Origin of the sequence: Halorubrum depositum (genome assembly GCF_007671725.1) — an archaeon.
Lineage (GTDB): Archaea > Halobacteriota > Halobacteria > Halobacteriales > Haloferacaceae > Halorubrum > Halorubrum depositum.
This window is the reverse complement of the sequence record NZ_VCNM01000001.1, coordinates 344,952-362,465: the sequence shown is the minus strand read 5'-3', so window position 1 is coordinate 362,465 and position 17,514 is coordinate 344,952. Positions and strand designations below refer to the sequence as shown.

Genomic DNA, 17,514 nt, shown 5'->3' with positions numbered 1-17,514 from the left:
CCGACATGAACCGCGGCCAATCGTTTCTCCTCCTTCTCATCGGCACCGTCGCGCTGTTGACGCTGTTCGTCATCCTCCCGTTCGTCGAGTACGTCGTCGCGTCGGCGATCCTCGCGTACGTCCTCTACCCGTTCCACGTGCGGCTCTCGCGGTGGCTCCGGGACCGCCTCGCGGGCCACGTTCGGGAGTCGGTGTCGCGCCGGCTCGGTCGCATGCTCTCGGGAGTCTCGCTCATTCTCGCGTCCGTCGTCGCCGTCATCATCCCGCTCGCGTACATCTCGTGGGTGTTCGTCCGAGATCTGACCGAGATCGCCCGCGGGAACACGGACATCGACGTGAGCGCGGTCGAGGCCGATCTCGCGGCGCTGACCGGTCAGGAGATCGACGTCGGCGAGGTGCTGGCGATGGCCGGACAGCTCCTCGTCGAGACCCTGTTCGGCGGCGTCAGCGGGGTCGTCACCACCGCCCTCCGGGCGTCCGTCGGCCTCTCGCTGGCGCTGTTTCTCGTCTACTACACGCTGCTCGACGGCCCGGCGTTCGTGGGATGGATCCGGGAGACGAGCCCGCTTCCCTCCGAGGTCACGGCCGACCTCGTCGACCGCGTCGACGCGATGACCCGCGGCGTGGTGATCGGCCACATCGTCGTCGCGCTGCTGCAGGCGCTGGTCGCGGGCGTCGGGCTCTGGGCGGTCGGCATTCCGAACGTCGTCTTCTGGACGTTCGTCATGGCCGTGCTCGCGCTGCTGCCGCTGATCGGGGCGTTCTTCGTCTGGGGGCCGGCCGCGGCGTACCTCGTCGCCGTCGACCAGGTCACGGCCGGCGTGTTGCTCGCGCTGTACGGCGTGTTCGTCATCGCGATGGTGGACAACTACGCCCGACCGATCGTCATCGACCAGCAGGCGCACCTGAACCCCGCGGTGATCCTCCTCGGCGTGTTCGGCGGGATCTACTCGGTCGGGTTCACCGGGCTGTTCGTCGGCCCGATCGTCATCGGCGTGCTCGCGGCGACGCTGGAGACGTTCCGGGAGGACTACGACGCGATTTAAGCCGGAGAGTCACCTACGGCAACTCATGGCAACCGCCGTCCGATCCCGGCTCCCCGACCGCCGGGACGCCCTCCTGATCGTCGCCGCCGCTGTCGCCGTCAACCTGATCGGCGCGGTCGGCGTCCCCTTCACCGCGACCGAGAGCGCCTGGTTCGCCGGACTAGAGCTGCCGGCGTACTACCCGCCCAACTGGGCGTTCGGCGTCGTCTGGCCGATACTGTACGCGCTGCTCGGGATCGCCGCGGCGCTCGTGTACGTCCGCGGCCGCGACGCGGGCGGCGTCGGGGACGGACCGGGGAGCGACCGGGACGCCCGGACCGCCCGCGACGCCCGGGTCGCGCTCGGGCTGTTCGCGGTCCAGCTCGGCGTCAACGTCGCGTGGTCGCCCGTCTTCTGGGGACTCGAACGCGCTGACCTCGGTCTCGCCGTGCTCGCCGCGCTCCTCCCCCTCGTCGTCGCGACGATCCGCGCCTTCGACCGCGTCGACCGCCGGGCCGCCCTCCTGCTGGTCCCCTACCTCGCGTGGGTCTGTTTCGCGACGGCGCTCAACTACGGGATCTGGGCGCTGAACTGATCCCTTCGATCAGTCGGACTCAGACCCCTCCCCGAGCCGATCATTTATAAACCGGCGCTCGCGCGGGTCGAGGTCGCGGTCCTCCTCGCGGAACGCTCGGAGCCCGGCGCGGTACCGCTCTCCGCCCGACTCCCCCTCCGAGGCCGGCTCGGCCGCCGGTCGCTCCAGCTCCAGCTCGGCGATCCCGGTCCGCTCGCCGGTGTACGCGAAGCCGCACTTGTACAGGGCCGCGTAGGCGAACGGGTTGTTCACGGCGATCCGCACGCGGTCGTAGCCGTCGTCGGCGAGCCGCTCGACGGTCCGGTCGACGAGCCGCGGACCGAGCCCCTCGCCGCGGCACGCGACGTGGACGGTGACGTACCGGAGGCGGCAGCAGGCGGGGTCGGTCCGGTCGGGCGAGAAGGAGATCGCCGCGACCACGTCGTCGTCGAACTCGCTCGCCTCGACGGTCGGGGGGAGGGACTCGTCCGGCTCCCACTCCGGGACCGCCGGCGAGCCGTCGGGCGTCCGGAGGACGGCCTTGCCCGGCGCGCCGACGACGAACTTGCCGGCGTAGGCGAACGCTCGGTAGTCGAGCCGCAGGGTCGCTCCCGAGCCCGGGTCGCCGACGAGCGCGTACTCCATACAGACCGGTACGGCTCGCGCCGATAAATGAACGGGGGGCTCGCGCGGATACGTGAACGAGGGCTCGCCGGGACCGGTTTTTAACTACCGTCGCCGCCGAGAGCGACCATGCACGGCCTCGGCGACGTCCGCTTCTTCGACCTGACGGCGCCCCTGTACGACCGCGTCATGCCGCCGGCGAACGGCGAGGCGTTGGCCGCGGGGCTCGACCACGCGACGCGGCCGATCGACCGCCTGCTCGACGTGGGCGGCGGGTCCGGACGCGCCGCGGCCGCGCTGACGGGTCCCGACATCACCGTCGTCGACGTCTCGCTCGAAATGCTCGCTCGCGCCCGCGACGCCCGCGGGCTCTCGGGCGTCGCCGGCGACGCAGGGCGGCTCCCGTTCCGGGACGGGACGGTCGACGCGGTCACGATCGTCGACGCGTTCCACCATCTGCCCGACCAGGAGGCCGCGATCCGGGAGGCCGCGCGGATGCTCGCTCCGGGCGGCGCGCTCGTGATCCGGGAGTTCGACCCCGAGCACCCGCTGGGGCGCGCCGTCGTCGCGGCCGAGCACGCGATCGGGATGGCGTCGCGGTTCCGGACGCCGTCGGATCTCGCCGCCGCGTTCGACAACGCCGGGCTCGACCCCCGGATCGTCGACCGGGGCTTCGGCTACACGGTCGCCGGCGTCGCAAATCTGTCCGGTGCCGACGACGCCAACGGCGCTGCCGTCGGAGCCGACGGTAAAACCGACCTCGGGTAACAGGGTTATCGCGGGCGGGCGACAACGCCGGGTCGGATGCAAGACCGACAGACGCGGATCTCCAGACGATCGGTGTTGGCCTCGGCAGGCGCGGCGCTCGCGGCGACGGCCGGCTGCCTCGGCTCGACCGAGAGCGAGCCGCCGGCGGCGTACACGACGCCCGCGGCGGCCGAGTTCGACGCCGTCGTCGACGGCCAGTGGCTCGACGAGAACCTCGACGACGTGCGCCTGCTGGACGTCCGCGACGAGGAGGCGTTCCTCGACGCGCGGATCCCGGGCGCGCACCACTTCCCGGACTCCGAGATGCTGGACAGCTACGCCGAGGAGACTCCCGAGGGCTTCGAGGTCTCCCCCGACGTGATGGCGTGGACGCTCTCGCAGGCGGGGATCGAGCGCGGCGACGACGTGGTGGTGTACGGCGCCGACTCGAACCTCTGGGAGACGTACGCCATCTACACGCTCAACGCGCTCGGCCACGAGGGGCAGGTCAGCCTGCTCGACGGCGGGTTCACCGTCTGGGACGCGGCCGGCGGGGAGACGGTCTCGGAGGCGCCCGAGCCGCAGGAGGCGACCTACGAGCCGGAGCTGAACCTCGACGTCGTCGCGACCCGCGAGTTCCTCGCCGACAACGTCGACGAGGACGGGGCGGCGGTCCAGATTCTCGACATGCGCTCGCCCGAGGAGTACTGGGGCGTCGACGAGCGGGGCGACCTCGACCGCTTCGGCCACGTCACCGGCGCGACCAACCTCAACTTCGTCCAGAGCATCGACGACGAGGCGGGCCGGCTCCGGACGCCCGAGGAGTTGGAGACGCTGTGGGTCGACGACGCCGGCCTCTCGCGGGACGAGACCGCCGTCGCCTACTGCCAGACCGCCATCCGCGCGTCGGTCGGCTGGTTCGTCCTCGACCAGCTCGGCTGGGACGACGTCCGCAACTACGAGGGGAGCTGGGCCGACTGGGGGAGCCTCTCGGAGGAGAACGGCTACTACTACACCACCGGCGAGGACACCGGGACGGTCGTCGACACGTTCTCGTAAGTCGGGTTCGTCGGCAGTGTTGGAGCCCTATTCTGTAGCTAGCAGTGGACCGAAACAGCCGGGCCGAAGAAGACTGCATGTTGACTACTGGGACTCTGACAATTCAACAAGACGTTCTGATACCGGTGCGGGATACAACCACGAGTCTACGACGGCCTATTTTTCACCGGCTTTATTTACATTACTTACAAATTACATTTGTGAATGTCCCCATATCACGACGCAGATACCTCCGAATGGCCGGTGTCGCCGGAGCAGCGAGCCTCACAGGGTGTTCACGTACCGGCAAAGGGGGGATAGGAACGGAGGGATCGGCTCCCTCCGGCGTCCCGATGTTCCGATACAACCCCGCCCGGACGGGCGGACCACGGGGTGTAACCGGCCCGACTGACTCGGTTACCGAACAGTGGGTCGTCCAGACTCAGGGGGGAATCGGGTATTCCCTTGCGGTCTTCGATAACACCGTTTACGCCGGGAGCAACGACGGGGTGGTTTCCGCTTTCGCTACGAGCGATGGTACTGAACGGTGGTCAGTCGAGGTCGACGAGCAGATCGGCTGGCCACCGGCAGTCGTCGACGACACCGTCTACGTTGGCTGTGGCGACGGAACGATCTGTGCGCTGGCTGCCAGCGACGGGACCGAACACTGGCGCTTCGAGACCGGCAAACAGGTGGCTCCGGCTCCGGCGGTCGTCGACGGCACCGTTTACGTCGGGGGTGTCGGGGACGGCGAGGGGCAGCTCTACGCGCTGGACGCCACCGACGGCACCGAGCGGTGGTCTTTCGAGATGGAGTTCAACGCGTACGCGTCTCCGGCGGTCGTCGACGGCACCGTTTACATCGGTGGGAACAGCGCCTATGCGATAGACGCCGTCGACGGCACTGAACAGTGGACCCACGAGCTCAACTATGCGGACAGCGCGACGCCGGCGGTGGCCGACGGCACCGTCTACCTCAAACACGGCAAACGAGACTGGGCACTGAACGCCGCCGATGGGACCGAACAGTGGTCATTCGAGCCGGAAGACCTCATGGAGACAGTTGGCATGGGACCGCCAGCGGTACTGAACGAGACCGTCTATATCAGGGGTTCCGATACCGTTTATGCGCTCACTGCGGACGAGGGTACCAAGCAGTGGTCTTTCGGAGTGGCTGATGACGTCGGGTCCCTACCCGCTGTGACCACTGATGCCGTGTACCTCGGTGGGAACGGCGGTACGGTCTACGCACTTGCACCGAGCGATGGCACCGAACGGTGGCGCTTCGAGACAGCGAGTAGTTGGGTGTCGTCTGTGGTGGTCGTCCACGGGACCGTCTACGCTGGCACTGCCGACGGGGCTATCCATGCACTTACCGCCGAGTGACGGTCCGTTCGAGCGGGAACTCGTGTATTGCTCCGCTGGACTTCTGTATCCCGCATCCAGCATCCGTTACGATGTGGACTGACTGGTGCTCTCGCCGATGTATGAGTCACCTGTACTGAGTGATTCGTGAGTCACCTGTACTGAGTGATTCCCGAGTCCCCTGTATTGACCGCAGCCGGGACAGACTGAATCACCTCCTAACCTTCCCGCAAAAAGCACCGCTCAACGGCGCCTCAGTCGTGCGAGTGGCTGTGCGCGCCGTGGTCGTGGGCGGCGCTCTCGCCCTCGTCGTCGTGGGTGTGGTCCTGCTCGCCGGAGTCCGTCTCGCCGAGCACCTCCGCGCCCTCGCCGTCGATCATGTCCATATTTTTCAGGTTGTCGCGCTCCTCGAAGTCCTCGACGGCCTCCATCACGTCCTCCTGGGTGATCGTCATCCGGTCTTCCGTGAGCGCGCCGAGGACGGCCTCGCGCAGCACCATCCGGAGGTCCGAGCCCGTGAGCCCGCTCGTCCGGTCGGCGACCTCGTCGGGGTCGAAGTCGGCGATCTGCATCTCGCGGGTGACGACCCGGAGGATGTCGGCGCGCATGTCCCGGTCCGGCTTGGGGAAGTTGACGATCTCGTCGAAGCGGCGCCACGCGGCCGCGTCGAGCTGGTCGGGGTGGTTCGTCGCACCGATGAGGAGGACCTCGTCGCGCACGAGCGACACCTCGTCGATCGACTTGAGCAGGGTGTTGACCGCGCGCTTCAGGGCGGCGTGCTCGTCGGAACGACGGGTCTTCGCGACGGAGTCGAACTCGTCGATGAAGAGGATACAGGGGGAGAGCCGCTTGGCCACCTCGAACGTCTTCTCGACGTTCTTGGCCGTCTCGCCGAGGTACTGGCTCGTGATCATCGACATCTTCACCTCGACGAGCGGAATGCCGAGCTCGTGGGCGAGCGCCCGCGAGACGGTCGTTTTCCCGGTCCCCGGCGGGCCGACGAACAGCAGCTTCCCGATCTCCCGGAGCCCGATGCTCGCGAGGTACTCGCGGTGTTCGATCGCCTTCACGATCTTCTGGATCTCGCCCTCCTGGTCGCCGGTGAGCACGAGGTCGGCGAGCGTCGTCTCGATCTCCTCGGGGGCCCGCACGTTGACGAGGTCGAGCATCTCGCCGTCCTCGTCCTCGTCGAAGTACTCCTCCAGCAGGGCGTCGATCCAGACGCGGTCGGCCTGGATCGGCCGGACGCTGTCGCGCGCCTCCTCGTGGGTCACGGGCGCGTCGAGGTCCTCGGCGAGCTCGAGCGCGGCGACGATCGTCGGGTTCTCGGCGATCCGGTCGGCGTCGGCGTGGTCGCGGTACCACTCCAGCGCCATCGCCGGTTGTGTCAGCGATATCTCGCCGGAGAACTCGGTGCGCTGGGTGAAGAGGAGCTCCGAGACGGCGTCCCACGGGTGTTCGACGCCGGTGGCGGTTCGGGTCGTCTCGCTCGTCGCCTTGAGGGGTCGCTCGACGCCGCCCGGCGCGTCCTCGGCGGCGTCGTCCGACCAGAACACCTGGCGGAAGCGCGGGGGCAGATCGTTCTCGTCGAGGTCGCGGTTCTCCGTGTAGAGGTGCGTCGTCAGCACGAACTCGACGACGTCGAGCGCCGGGTCACTCATCCGCGCGACGTAGCCGCGGGACGCGGTTAAGCGCGTCGAACCGCGTCCGTCGTCGGGGGTGTTCCGCCTCCGGCGAGGGCGGCGACGAACCGCTGCCGACGTATCGAACGCTTATTAGCCCTGGTGTTCGACCTACCTGGCATGAGCTCAGAGGACGCGACCGCCCCCGGCGACCCCTCCGGGGAGGCCGACGCCGACGCGGACCACGAGAACGCGCTCCAGGACGTGATCGCCGTCGACCCCGACGACACCGAACAGGGGACGGTGAACCGCCTCGACGCGCACACCGGTGACGGGATCCGCCACCGGGCGTTCACCTGCCTCGTGTACGACGCCGAGGGGCGGATCCTGCTGGCGCAGCGCGCCCCGACGAAGCGGCTGTGGGACGGCCACTGGGACGGCACCGTCGCCTCGCACCCGGTCGAGGGGCAGACGCAGGAGGACGCCACGGAACAGCGCCTCGAGGAGGAGCTCGGGATCACGCCGGACCAGTACGACGACCTCCGGGTGACGGACAAGTTCGAGTACAAGCGGTACTACCCCAACGAGGGCGTCGAGTGGGAGGTCTGCTCGGTGCTGAAGGTCACCCTCGACGACACCTCGCTCGACCCGGACGAGGCGGAGATCGGCGGCATGCTGTGGGTCGACTACGATCACCTCCACGAGAACCCCGCGCTGTACCGCCAGCTCCGGCTCTGCCCGTGGTTCGAGATCGCGATGCGGCGCGACTTCTCCTGAGCGGTCCGCCGCGCCGCCCCCGGAGGGCCCGCTGCTCTCGCCCCGCCCGCCGGGTCCGCCCCGAAACGGCGAGTTGAAGGCGCGCGGGCGACTCGGTCCGGTATGACCGTCGTCGTCGTCATGGCGCAGCCGCCCCGCGAGGGGCTCGTCGCGACCGGGATCGCGGAGTCGACGCCGCTTTCGACCGCCGAGGCCGCCGACCTCTACGAGGCCCTGTTCCGCGACGCCGTCCTCGCGGTCGACCGCTCCGGCGGCGAGCTCCTCGTCAACTACCCGGTCGACGACGACCTGCCCGCGGAGCACCGCACCGACACCGCCCCCGAGGCCGAGCTGCGCACGCTCGTCGCCGACACCCTCGGCGGCACCGAGGACGCCCGCTTCGAGCGGCAGGTCGGGTCGTCGTTCGGCGCGCGCGCCGGCAACACCGTCACGCACCTGCTCCGCGAGGAGGGCGCCGACTCCGTCGCCGTCGTCACGCCGCAGGCGCCGCTGCTCTCGCGCACCGTCATCGACTCGGCCGCGATGAAGCTCCGGACGAACGAGGTCGTGCTCGGTCCCTCCACCCGCGGGCGCACCTACTACGCCGGCTTCACCGCGCCGATCGACTTCGACGGCGCCTTCGAGGCGCCGAGCCTCCCGACGCTGGCGGCGCGCGGCCGCGACGCCGACCGCGACGTGGAGTTCCTGGCGTCCTCGCCGTCGATGATCGACGGCGACGACCTGCTCGACGCCGTCCCGCTGCTGCGCGCACGGTTCGCCGCCGAGCGCGTCGTCCCCGACTACACCGCTGCGTTCGTCCACCAGCACGGGCTGGACGTGGTCGTCGAGGACGGCGAGGAGCGCGTGGTGCGGGACTGACTCGCGGACCGACACCACTTAGTCGAACGACCCCGAGCGTCGGGACGTGGTGGGATGGCAGAGCGGCCCATTGCGCCGGTCTTGAAAACCGGTAGCCTCACGGCTTCCTGGGTTCGAATCCCAGTCCCACCGTGAGCGCGCGGCGCACTCCGCGCTGCGCGCGTTTCGTGCAGGGATTCGAAGCAGAGAGGACGCGTGATTCCGATTCCCGTCTGACTTCGAGGTGAAACCCTTTCCAGTTACGCCCGATCGAGGGACGCCGGCGACCCCGGGAGACACGTACCGTCGCCGATCGGCCTGAACCGCAATCGTACCGCCCTCGTACCGAATTTCCGGGTGACACTCACGTCCGGTGACGTGTGGTATCATCTGCCTCATTATCTTTAACAGGTTTCCAACACATGTTAGCTGTAGGTGATACAACGATGAGCTACGAACTCGATCCGTTACCGTACGATTACGACGCGCTGGAACCGCACATCTCCGAGCAGGTGCTCGAATGGCATCACGACACCCACCATCAGGGGTACGTGAACGGCTGGAACTCGGCCGAGGAGACGCTCGAAGCCAACCGCGAGGAGCACGACTTCTCCTCGTCCGCGGGCGCGATTCGGAACGTGACCCACAACTCGTCGGGCCACATCCTCCACGACCTGTTCTGGCAGAACATGTCACCCGAGGGCGGCGACGAACCCTCGGGCGCTCTGGCAGACCGGATCGAAGAGGACTTCGGCTCCTACGAGGCCTGGAAGGGCGAGTTCGAGGCCGCCGCCTCCGGCGCCTCCGGCTGGGCGCTCTTGGTGTACGACACGTTCTCGAACCAGCTCCGCAACGTCGTGGTCGACAAGCACGACCAGGGCGCCATCTGGGGCGGTCACCCCATCCTCGCGCTCGACGTCTGGGAACACTCCTACTACCACGACTACGGTCCGGCTCGCGGCGAGTTCGTCGACAACTTCTTCGAGGTCGTCGACTGGAACGAGCCCGCCGCCCGCTACGAGCAGGCCGTCGAGCTCTTCGAGTAACGGTCCGCGCCGACGCGTCCGAGACGCGCGTCGAACCCCGACGTTTTTTTCGACCGCTTCGCGCCGTGAGCCGCGAGGCCGCGCCTCGGAGGTCGTCGGTCAGCGATCGCCGACCGCCGTATCGGCAGCGTTTACGGAGCCGCCGCCGTACCGCCGGCCATGCCCGAGCCGAAGTCGACGTTCGACGCGACCTACCCGTGCGAGTTCTACGAGCCGGCGGAGCTGTTCGAGCCGGACCTGATGTACACCGTTCCCGAGATCGCCCGGCTCCTACAGGGGTTAGAGCCGGACGCGCAGGTCGACGCCGACACCGAGGCGGTGCTCATCGACTGGGCGATCCCGTGGGTGATGAGCCACGCCGAGGACATGGTCATCGCGGAGCCGCTGGAGGAGGACGGTCCCGGCTACTACGGGGTCGCCGAGCACGCGGTCGAGGAGGACACCGACGCGGGCGACGAGGACGCGTGAGCGGGAGCCGATCCGACGACCCGCCGGTCCTGCTCGTCGCGGGCGGCGCCCGCGTCGACGCCGGCAAGACGACGTTCTCGACGGGGCTGGTGTCGAGCCTCGCCGACCGGGCCGGCGACGCGGTCGGCGTCAAACCCCGCGCCGGCAACGACCGCTGGTTCGACCACGACGACTACCGGATCGCGACCGACTCCGGACGCCTCTACGGGAAGGACGCGCGGCGACTCGCGGCCGCGAGCACGCGACCGCTCGGGGCGGTCGGCGGCGAGCGCCGCCCCGAGGCGGTCATGCCCGAGTCGATCAACCCCCTCCACCGGCTCTGGCGGCCGACGCCCGGACGGACCGGGATGCTCGGCGACGCGGACCGCACGTTCCTCTGCGACCGCGTCACCGGGGCGGACGGGAGCCGGTTCGTCGTCAACGGCGCGGCCGAGGCGGCGGGGCTCCTGCCCGACGACCTCGCCGAGCGGCTCCCGCTCTCCGACGCGACCCGCGTGGACGACGTGGCGGCGTTCAACGACGTGATGACTGCCGACTACCTCCCGGCGTTCGACCGGCTCGCGGAGCGGGTCGCGGCGACGGCGGTCCCCGTCGCCGTCGAGTCGTACGCGGACGTCGCCGGCCCGCTCCCGCGAGACGGGCCCGTGACGCCCGACGCGGTCGCCGTCGTCGACCCCGGACGGGCGCGGATCTACGCGGGCGACCGGTACGCGAAGGCCCGCGCGGTCGCCTCCGGGAGCCCCCGCGAGGGGACGATGGAGGAGCACACGGGGACGGTGACCGACATGATCGAGCCGCTGACGACGGTCGGCCTCCCGGCCCTCGGCGGCGAGGCACGCGGGGACCCGAAGCGGGTCGCGGAGCGCTACGAGACCGCGTACGAGGCGCTGTTCGAGGCGGTCTGACGGCTCTGGAGAGGGAGAGGAGAAGCGGCTCGCCGGCTATTTAAAAGGCGACGGCGCGCTCAGGCGTTCCGCTTCGTGTAGTGGTCGATCGCGGACTCGATCGAGGAGAGCTCGGCGTTTACCCGCGAGTCGGCGACGCGCATGAAGCCGGGGGTGTAGGAGGCGGAGTAGTCGAAGATGGCGTTGACGGCGCGCTTCGGCGCGGAGACGGCCGCGAAGTCGGTGACCGTGTACACGCGAGTCGTCGGGAACGCGGTCCAGAACGTGCTGGAGACCCAGCGGTCCCCGTCCTCGAAGGTCGTCCCGACGCGGCCGGTCGCGAGGTACTCGCCGTCGTGGTAGAACAGCAGGAGGTCGCCCTCTTCCATCTTCTCGAACGTGGAGCCGTTGCCGCTCTCGTCGTCGACGGCCCACAGGCGGGCCTCGTCGAGGTCCGCGAGGGGTTCCGGACGGTCGTCGTACTCGGTGAGATCGACCGCGGACCGGACCGTTCGGTCGAAGTTCTCCGGGTCTATCGGGACCAGGAAGACGTTCGCGCTCATTGCCGGCACTTTCGCCGGGAGGGTTTTAAACCCGTCCGTTGTCGCGTCGGCGCCCCTCGCGGGTCGGCGGCGGGCGCGAGCGTCCGGGAGGGCGGGAGGTCAGTCGTCGCCGTACTCCTCGTAGATCCGATCCATCCGCGCGGCCATCACGAAGTCGGACTCGTGGAGCCCGCCGATGTCGTGGCTCCACATCTCGACGCCGACCTCGCCCCACGACAGGTGCAGGTCCGGGTGGTGCCACTCCTCCTCGGCGAGCTCGCCGACGTCGTTGGTGAACGCCAGCGCGGTCGCGAAGTCGTCGAACTCGTAGGACGCTTCCAGATGGTGGTCGTCGACGACCTCCCACGCGTCCCCGAGCTCGGCGAGGTAGTCGGCGTACTCGTCGTCGGTCAGCGGCTCGTCGCCCTCCTCCGACGGTTCGACCGGCTGGTCCGCGAGCGATGATGGCATGCACCACCCTTGTGCGACGAGCGGCTTGTACCTTCCGCGGCGGAGGGGGCCGCGCGGCCTTCGCTCGCGGCCGACCGGGCTCTCAGACGATCTTCATCATCCGCGTCTCGAACTTCCCGACGCGGACCCGGACCCACCCCGCCAGCTCCTCGTTGAGGTCGGGGTCGTCGGTGTCGACCCGGAGCGCGCGCACGTCGTCGAGCTTCGCCCGCGAGGCGACGATCCGCAGGTCGCACCGCCGGATCACCGCCGGCGACAGCTGCGGGTTCCCGCGGCCGAAGACGAACCCCTGCCCGCCGATCGGCGAGACCACGATCACGTTCTCCTCGCCGAGCGCGTCGAGGATCTCGCGCTCCGTCCCGTCCCGCAGCACCACCTCGCCGTCGCGCCACACGTCGACGCCGATCGGCGACGGCTCGAACCCCAGCTCGGCCTTGATCGCGCCGACGGTCGAGCCCGGACCGAGCACGAAGGCGACGCCCTCCCCGTCGCGCTCGCGGATGTCGTCGGCGACCCCCTCGGCGAGCGACTCCACGGTCCCGCTCGCTGTCTGTTTCGACGACTGGAGGTCGTCGGCGACGGGGACGCGCGCGACCGCCCGGAGCTCCGGGTGGACCTCTCCCTCGCGGTAGGCGTCCTCGTCGATGTCCATCACCTCGCGGCGCTCGGTGCGAGAGAACGTCGCCGCGACCTCGGCCGCGTCCTCCGGCGAGACGGCGAACACGGAGGAGTACACCTTCACCCCGGCGGGGACGCCGAGCATCGGGACCTCGCTGTCCGCCGCCTCCAGCGCCGCCGCCACGTCGGTCGCGGTGCCGTCGCCGCCGACGAACAGCACGAGGTCGACCGGATCGGCGGTGCCGTCCCCCTCGCTGTCGTCCCCGCCGCTCGCGACGAACGCCTCGACGACGCGCGCGGTGTGGGCCGCAGTCGTCTCCGTGGGGCCGGGCGGCTCGCGGTCTTCGTTTCGGTCGTCGCCGAACGGGTCGACGACGCGGACCGGGTCGAACCCGGCCTCCCTGACCAGCCGCTCGCCCATCGGGTCTGCTGCGGTCGAGACGCTGGCGTCCGGCGCGACCGTCGCGAGCCGCGCTAGCGCCCGCCGCGCGCGGTCGGGAGCGCGCGGCTCCGCGCCCCGAGCGATCGCCTCCGCGACCTTCCCGTCGGTGCCCTTGAGGCCGACGCGGCCTCCCATCCCGGCCACCGGATTCATCACGAAGCCGACGTGCATGGTCCGACCTACGGCGGCGGAAACTTAAGCGGGCGCGTCTCGGCGCCGCGCCCGCCCGGGGCCCGCGGGCTGTGGAGGAGCTCCGACCGCCGCCGAGCCCGGAAGTTCAATACTTAAGACGCCCCCGGAGCAACCGTCGTCCATGCTCCTCGAAGCCGCCGTGACCGAGCCGCTCCCGATCGACGCGACCGCGACCGCCGTGCTCCTCGCGAGCCTCGGCGTCACCGCCGTGTGGCTCGCGTATCTGTACCGGTAGTCGCCCCACCGAGTCCGGTTCCCTTCTCCTCCGAACCACGCCCGGTCCGCTCAGCGCGACTCGACCAGCGTCGACCGCTCCCGGACCCACTCGGCGGCGCGCTCGGCCTCGGCCGCGCTCGTCGCCGTGATCTTCACCCGGACGCTCTCGCCGGGGTAGGAGCCGACGCTGACGTCGAACTCCGCTTGCAGTTCCGTGAACCGGTCGAGCAGGGCGCTCTCCGGCTCGTCGACGTCGACCGTGACGGTGTGGGTCGGCGTCCCGTCGAACTCGTCGGCGACCGACTCGAACATCGCCTCCATCTCCGTCGGGACGCCGGGGAGGACGTACACCGACTCGACGACGGCGCCTGGCGCGACGCCGGCCTCGTTGGCGAGCGGGCGGCAGTCGGCCGGCAGGTGCGTCGTCTCCGCGGCGAGGTCGTCGGCGCTGTACCCGCGCTCGGCGAGCCACGCCGCGGCCTCCTCGTTCCGCTCGAGCCCCCGGCCGAAGGCGGCCGCGACCCCGTCCATCGTCACGTCGTCGTGGGTCGGACCGAGCCCGCCGGTGACGACCACGGCGTCGTACTCGGCGTGGTACTCGTTGACGACGCGCGCGATCTCGCCGACCTCGTCGGGCACGACGGTCACGCGTCGGACGACGACCCCGCGTTCGTCGAGCCGGTCGCAGAGCCACGTCGCGTTCGTGTTCTCGGTGTCGCCGACGAGGAGCTCGTCCCCGACGGTGACGACGGCGGCGTTCATACCGCTCTCAAGGCGACGCGCACTCAAAAGCACCCGCGTTCGGCGGGTCCCGCCGTCCCTGTCTGAGGGAGGGCCCGCCGCCGGCTACTCCTCGTCGTCGTACACGCCGAGCCCCAGCTCCCGGCGGCGCTCTCGGAGCGCCTCCAGCTGGCGCCGGAAGTAGGCGGTCCCGACGACCGCCGCGACGAGCGCGACGGCGAGGATCACGCCGAAGACGAGCAGATCGGTCTCGCGGTACGACTGGACCACGACCGACCCGCCCTCCACCGACTCCCAGGTGATCCGGTCGCGGCCGTCGACCGTCTCGACTTCGTAGTCGCGCGGCGCGACGTGACCGACGACCGGGAAGTCGGTGCTGAACCCGGGCGGGAGCGTCACCGCGTACGACCCGTCGACGTACGCCAGCGTGGTGAACCGGCGGGGCGACCCGGCCGCGGAGAAGGCGACCTTCCCCTCGCCCATCTCCTCGGGGAAGCGGATCCACGTCTCGTCCGGCGTCCGATCGACCTCACCGCCGCGGGCGCGGAACTCGGTGCCGTTGAGCACCTCGCCGTCGGCGGTCCGGTACCGGAACGCCTCGAACTCCAGCGGCTGGTCGCCGGCGTACGGCGTCTGCCTGTACAGCCGGAGCTCCTCGATATCGGAGACGTCGTACACCGTCGTGTACTGATTCCCGGTCGAGAGGTTGAACGCGGCGTCGCGCTCCGCGTCGAACTCGTACTCGTGCGGCGGCTCCGCGTCGAGCGTCTCGTTCGCGACCTCGCCCCCGTCGTTGACGTAGGTGAGACAGCCCGCGCTGACGGCGAGCAGCGCGACGACGGCGACAGCGAGGGCGAATCGTCGGTTCACGGGCTCAGACGACGCAGCGCATCTCCGCCGGGAGGTACGAACCGATCGCGGCGAGCAGCCCCGGCGGGTCGGTGTTCTCGGTGCAGACGATGCTCTGCTCTAAGAGGCCGAGTCGCTCCACGGTGATGATGTCCTGCGCGTGGCCCGCGCGATTCACCGTCGCGCGCACCTCGCCGCGGGTCGCCGAGTTGACGTTGACCCGGCCGTCCCCGCGCTGCCAGTCGTACAGGCGGTCGCGCTCGGCGTCGGCGAGGCGGCTCGGCTCCGCGTCCGGGTCGCCGACGTCGCCGCCGTAGACGAACCGCAGCGAGAGGTGTTGGACCAGCCCGAACCGCTCGACGACCTGCGCCGGCGACCCCCTGCCGAGCCCGATCTCGTCGGCGGGGATCCGCACGTCGACGCCCGCGTCGAGGACGAACCCGTCGTCGTCCCACGACTCGAGGGTGCCGACGTACTCCTCGCCAGCCTCGAGGCCGCCGTCGTGGGCGACGATCTCGCCCCACGTCTCCGCGAGCACGTTCCGGGCCACTTCGGCGTCCTCGCCGGTCACGTCCACCTGCACGAAGCCATCGTCGCGGACGCCGACCTGCCAGTCGACGCTCAGCTCGCCGACGTCGTTGGCGACGAGCGATCCCATGCCGTCGAGCGCGCGGTCGCGGGCGTCCCCGTCGACGTAGCACTTGGTTGCGAGGACGACCATCAGCCGGTCACGTCCACGTTGAGTTCGTCGCGGAGCTCCTCGACGCGCCGGTCCATCGCCTCGCGGAGGCGGTCGTTGTCCATCGCCTCGACCGGGGAGCCGCACTCGGGGCACTCGAAGCCGAAGTCCATCGCCTCGCCGAACTCGAAGCGGATCGAACACACCTCACAGAGGTAGAACTCGTGGGTGCGCTCGTACTCCTCGCGCTCCTCTAAGGCGTCGAGCAGGCGGTACATCTCCTCTTCGAGGTTCTCCGGGATGTTGTCGTAGTGGAACGTCCAGAGGTACGTGAGCCACCCCGAGTCCTCGTCGCGCACCCGGCGGTACGTCGCGAGGTCGTTCTCGTAGAGGATGAACAGCGCGCGTCGGACGTCGTTGAGCTCCAGTCCGAGCTCCTCCGCCAGCTCCTCGTCGGTGACCTCGCCGTCGGGCGGCGCGGCCGCGACCGGCATCCCCGTCGGCCCCACCAGCTCGTGGAGGTACTTCTGGATGACGGGGTCGTTCAGTAGATCCTCAAAAGCCATTACCCGAATTTGGTGGTGGAATCGGGTTAAAAGCTCCGAAAGGGCCACCGTCGTCGGGCACCGCCGCCGGTCCGGGATCTGGCCGCTCCCGGTGGCCCGGACCTCTCCGTCTCGGAACCGACCGCCGCCGCGGGCTCCGGCAGAGCTTTACGCCGCCCCTCGCACCACTCGTGCGTAATGAGCGAGTCCGAGGCCCGGCGCGGCCGAGTGCGTCTCAGGCGAGCGGTCGGCGCGCTCGCGCTCGCGACGGTCCCCGCGCTGCTCGCCGCGGCGCCGCTGATCCCCCTCGCCGTCGCGCTCGGTCCCGCCGGCCTCGGCGTCGTCGACCCGGCCGCCCTCGGCGGGGTTCCCCCGGTGGCCGCCGGCGCGCTGGCCGCGGTCATCCTCGGCCTCGGCGGTTCGGCGCTCGTCGGTCCGGTAGTCGTCGACCGGCGGATCGCGCGGCTCCCCGAGGCCGAGCTCGACGACCGCCCCGCCGACTTCGTCGCCGACCGCGTCGCGACCCTCGCCGGGGAGGTCGGCGTCGACGCCCCGGCGGTGACGGTCGTCCGCGCCGACGCGGCCAACGTCGCCGTGGCGGACGGCTACCGAGGCGCGCGGCTGATCGTCTCGACGCGGCTGCTCTCCCTCCCGGCGGCCGACCGCGACGCCGCGCTCCGCCACGCGCTCGTGCGACTCCGGAGCCGGGAGGCGGCGGTCACCACGGCCCTGCTGCCGGCGCTGGGGCTCGTCGAGACGGTCGCGCTGCTGGCGACGCTGCTCGTCGGGCGCCGGGCCGACCGGACCGCCGCCGACCGGCGCGTCAACCGGATCCACGGGTACGAGCCCGAGGGGAACCGGGTCCCGCCGCGGGCGTACACCGTCGCCGGCGTGCTGTTGTGGCTGCTCCTGCTGCCGGCGTGGCTCCCCGCCGCGGTCGGCGACCGGCTCTACGTCGGCGGCGGTCGCCGCGACGCCGACGCCGCGGTGGCGCGGCTCGGGAGCGCCGAGCGCGACGGGCTCGGGAACGCGGTCGCGTTCGCCGGCGAGGCGGCGGGCGCCGCCGACTGGCCGCCCCTGCTCGATCGGCTGTCGCTCGCGTCGATGGCGGACGCCGAGACGGGCCGCGTGCGCGGGACGAGCCGCCAGGAGGCGCGCTTCCGGCTCGCGCTGCTGCGGTCGAAGCGGTCGCTCTGAGTCCGGACCACTCGGG

At 70.4% G+C, this 17,514-nt stretch carries 20 protein-coding genes and 1 tRNA gene; 12 read left to right on the top strand and 9 right to left on the bottom strand.

What is annotated here, in order from left to right:
• The first annotated feature begins 5 nt into the window (after nt 1-5).
• Complete coding sequence (locus FGM06_RS01925; protein WP_144796964.1) at nt 6-1,046, top strand: AI-2E family transporter; 1,041 nt, start codon at nt 6-8, stop codon at nt 1,044-1,046.
• Nucleotides 1,047-1,071: 25 nt separating this feature from the next.
• Nucleotides 1,072-1,620 carry a TspO/MBR family protein gene (locus FGM06_RS01920; protein ID WP_144796960.1) on the top strand — a complete coding sequence of 183 codons (549 nt, stop codon included), beginning with the start codon at nt 1,072-1,074 and terminating at the stop codon, nt 1,618-1,620.
• A 9-nt stretch (nt 1,621-1,629) separates the two neighbouring features.
• On the opposite strand, the gene FGM06_RS01915 is transcribed toward FGM06_RS01920, so the two are convergent.
• Nucleotides 1,630-2,244: a GNAT family N-acetyltransferase gene (locus FGM06_RS01915; protein WP_144796957.1), complete on the bottom strand. Its 615-nt coding sequence runs from the start codon at nt 2,242-2,244 to the stop codon at nt 1,630-1,632.
• 108 nt (nt 2,245-2,352) lie between these two features.
• Here FGM06_RS01915 and FGM06_RS01910 point away from each other — a divergent pair, with 108 nt between their 5' ends.
• From FGM06_RS01910 to FGM06_RS01900, 3 genes are all read left to right on the top strand, one after another.
• Nucleotides 2,353-2,991 carry a class I SAM-dependent methyltransferase gene (locus tag FGM06_RS01910; protein WP_144796954.1) on the top strand — a complete coding sequence of 213 codons (639 nt, stop codon included), beginning with the start codon at nt 2,353-2,355 and terminating at the stop codon, nt 2,989-2,991.
• A 36-nt stretch (nt 2,992-3,027) separates the two neighbouring features.
• Entirely contained in the window at nt 3,028-4,029 is a 1,002-nt protein-coding gene (locus FGM06_RS01905) for a sulfurtransferase (RefSeq protein ID WP_241662513.1), read from the top strand.
• A gap of 332 nt (nt 4,030-4,361) precedes the next feature.
• On the top strand, nt 4,362-5,393 hold the full coding sequence (locus tag FGM06_RS01900; protein ID WP_144796951.1) for an outer membrane protein assembly factor BamB family protein: 1,032 nt from the start codon (nt 4,362-4,364) through the stop codon (nt 5,391-5,393).
• 233 nt (nt 5,394-5,626) lie between these two features.
• Here FGM06_RS01900 and FGM06_RS01895 read toward each other — a convergent pair whose 3' ends face one another.
• The gene (locus tag FGM06_RS01895) at nt 5,627-7,033 is read right to left on the bottom strand and encodes an ATP-binding protein (protein ID WP_144796948.1); all 1,407 of its coding nucleotides are present in this window, start codon (nt 7,031-7,033) and stop codon (nt 5,627-5,629) included.
• A 141-nt stretch (nt 7,034-7,174) separates the two neighbouring features.
• Here FGM06_RS01895 and FGM06_RS01890 point away from each other — a divergent pair, with 141 nt between their 5' ends.
• From FGM06_RS01890 to FGM06_RS01865, 6 genes are all read left to right on the top strand, one after another.
• Nucleotides 7,175-7,771: an NUDIX hydrolase gene (locus FGM06_RS01890; RefSeq protein ID WP_144796944.1), complete on the top strand. Its 597-nt coding sequence runs from the start codon at nt 7,175-7,177 to the stop codon at nt 7,769-7,771.
• A gap of 102 nt (nt 7,772-7,873) precedes the next feature.
• Nucleotides 7,874-8,629, top strand: a complete 756-nt coding sequence (locus tag FGM06_RS01885) for a DUF2064 domain-containing protein (protein WP_144796941.1) — start codon at nt 7,874-7,876, stop codon at nt 8,627-8,629.
• 48 nt (nt 8,630-8,677) lie between these two features.
• Nucleotides 8,678-8,761 (top strand) — tRNA-Ser (locus tag FGM06_RS01880).
• Nucleotides 8,762-9,054: 293 nt separating this feature from the next.
• Nucleotides 9,055-9,654, top strand: coding sequence for a superoxide dismutase (sod, locus tag FGM06_RS01875; RefSeq protein WP_144796938.1), 600 nt, complete (start codon nt 9,055-9,057; stop codon nt 9,652-9,654).
• A gap of 159 nt (nt 9,655-9,813) precedes the next feature.
• Nucleotides 9,814-10,122 carry a DUF5827 family protein gene (locus tag FGM06_RS01870; protein WP_144796935.1) on the top strand — a complete coding sequence of 103 codons (309 nt, stop codon included), beginning with the start codon at nt 9,814-9,816 and terminating at the stop codon, nt 10,120-10,122.
• Nucleotides 10,119-11,027, top strand: coding sequence for an ATPase (locus FGM06_RS01865; protein ID WP_144796932.1), 909 nt, complete (start codon nt 10,119-10,121; stop codon nt 11,025-11,027). Before FGM06_RS01870 ends, FGM06_RS01865 begins: the two co-directional genes overlap by 4 nt.
• Before the next feature lie 59 nt (nt 11,028-11,086).
• Here FGM06_RS01865 and FGM06_RS01860 read toward each other — a convergent pair whose 3' ends face one another.
• The 7 genes from FGM06_RS01860 to FGM06_RS01830 all read right to left on the bottom strand — a co-directional run bounded on the left by FGM06_RS01860 (nt 11,087) and on the right by FGM06_RS01830 (nt 16,322).
• Nucleotides 11,087-11,569 carry a hypothetical protein gene (locus FGM06_RS01860; protein WP_144796929.1) on the bottom strand — a complete coding sequence of 161 codons (483 nt, stop codon included), beginning with the start codon at nt 11,567-11,569 and terminating at the stop codon, nt 11,087-11,089.
• A 99-nt stretch (nt 11,570-11,668) separates the two neighbouring features.
• Nucleotides 11,669-12,019, bottom strand: coding sequence for a 4a-hydroxytetrahydrobiopterin dehydratase (locus FGM06_RS01855; RefSeq protein ID WP_144796926.1), 351 nt, complete (start codon nt 12,017-12,019; stop codon nt 11,669-11,671).
• Between the two features lie 82 nt (nt 12,020-12,101).
• Nucleotides 12,102-13,250 carry an ATP-NAD kinase family protein gene (locus FGM06_RS01850; protein ID WP_144796923.1) on the bottom strand — a complete coding sequence of 383 codons (1,149 nt, stop codon included), beginning with the start codon at nt 13,248-13,250 and terminating at the stop codon, nt 12,102-12,104.
• Nucleotides 13,251-13,556: 306 nt separating this feature from the next.
• Nucleotides 13,557-14,249: a competence/damage-inducible protein A gene (locus FGM06_RS01845; RefSeq protein ID WP_144796920.1), complete on the bottom strand. Its 693-nt coding sequence runs from the start codon at nt 14,247-14,249 to the stop codon at nt 13,557-13,559.
• Between the two features lie 84 nt (nt 14,250-14,333).
• The gene (locus FGM06_RS01840) at nt 14,334-15,098 is read right to left on the bottom strand and encodes a DUF5803 family protein (RefSeq protein WP_144796917.1); all 765 of its coding nucleotides are present in this window, start codon (nt 15,096-15,098) and stop codon (nt 14,334-14,336) included.
• Between the two features lie 4 nt (nt 15,099-15,102).
• Nucleotides 15,103-15,798: a DUF2110 family protein gene (locus FGM06_RS01835; RefSeq protein WP_144796914.1), complete on the bottom strand. Its 696-nt coding sequence runs from the start codon at nt 15,796-15,798 to the stop codon at nt 15,103-15,105.
• Nucleotides 15,798-16,322, bottom strand: coding sequence for a transcription factor (locus FGM06_RS01830; RefSeq protein WP_144796911.1), 525 nt, complete (start codon nt 16,320-16,322; stop codon nt 15,798-15,800). The genes FGM06_RS01835 and FGM06_RS01830 overlap by 1 nt, the downstream gene beginning before the upstream one ends.
• A gap of 177 nt (nt 16,323-16,499) precedes the next feature.
• On the opposite strand from FGM06_RS01830, the gene FGM06_RS01825 reads away from it, so the two are divergent.
• A complete protein-coding gene (locus FGM06_RS01825) occupies nt 16,500-17,498 on the top strand; it encodes a hypothetical protein (RefSeq protein ID WP_144796909.1) in 999 nt (332 codons plus the stop codon).
• Nucleotides 17,499-17,514: the final 16 nt, after the last annotated feature.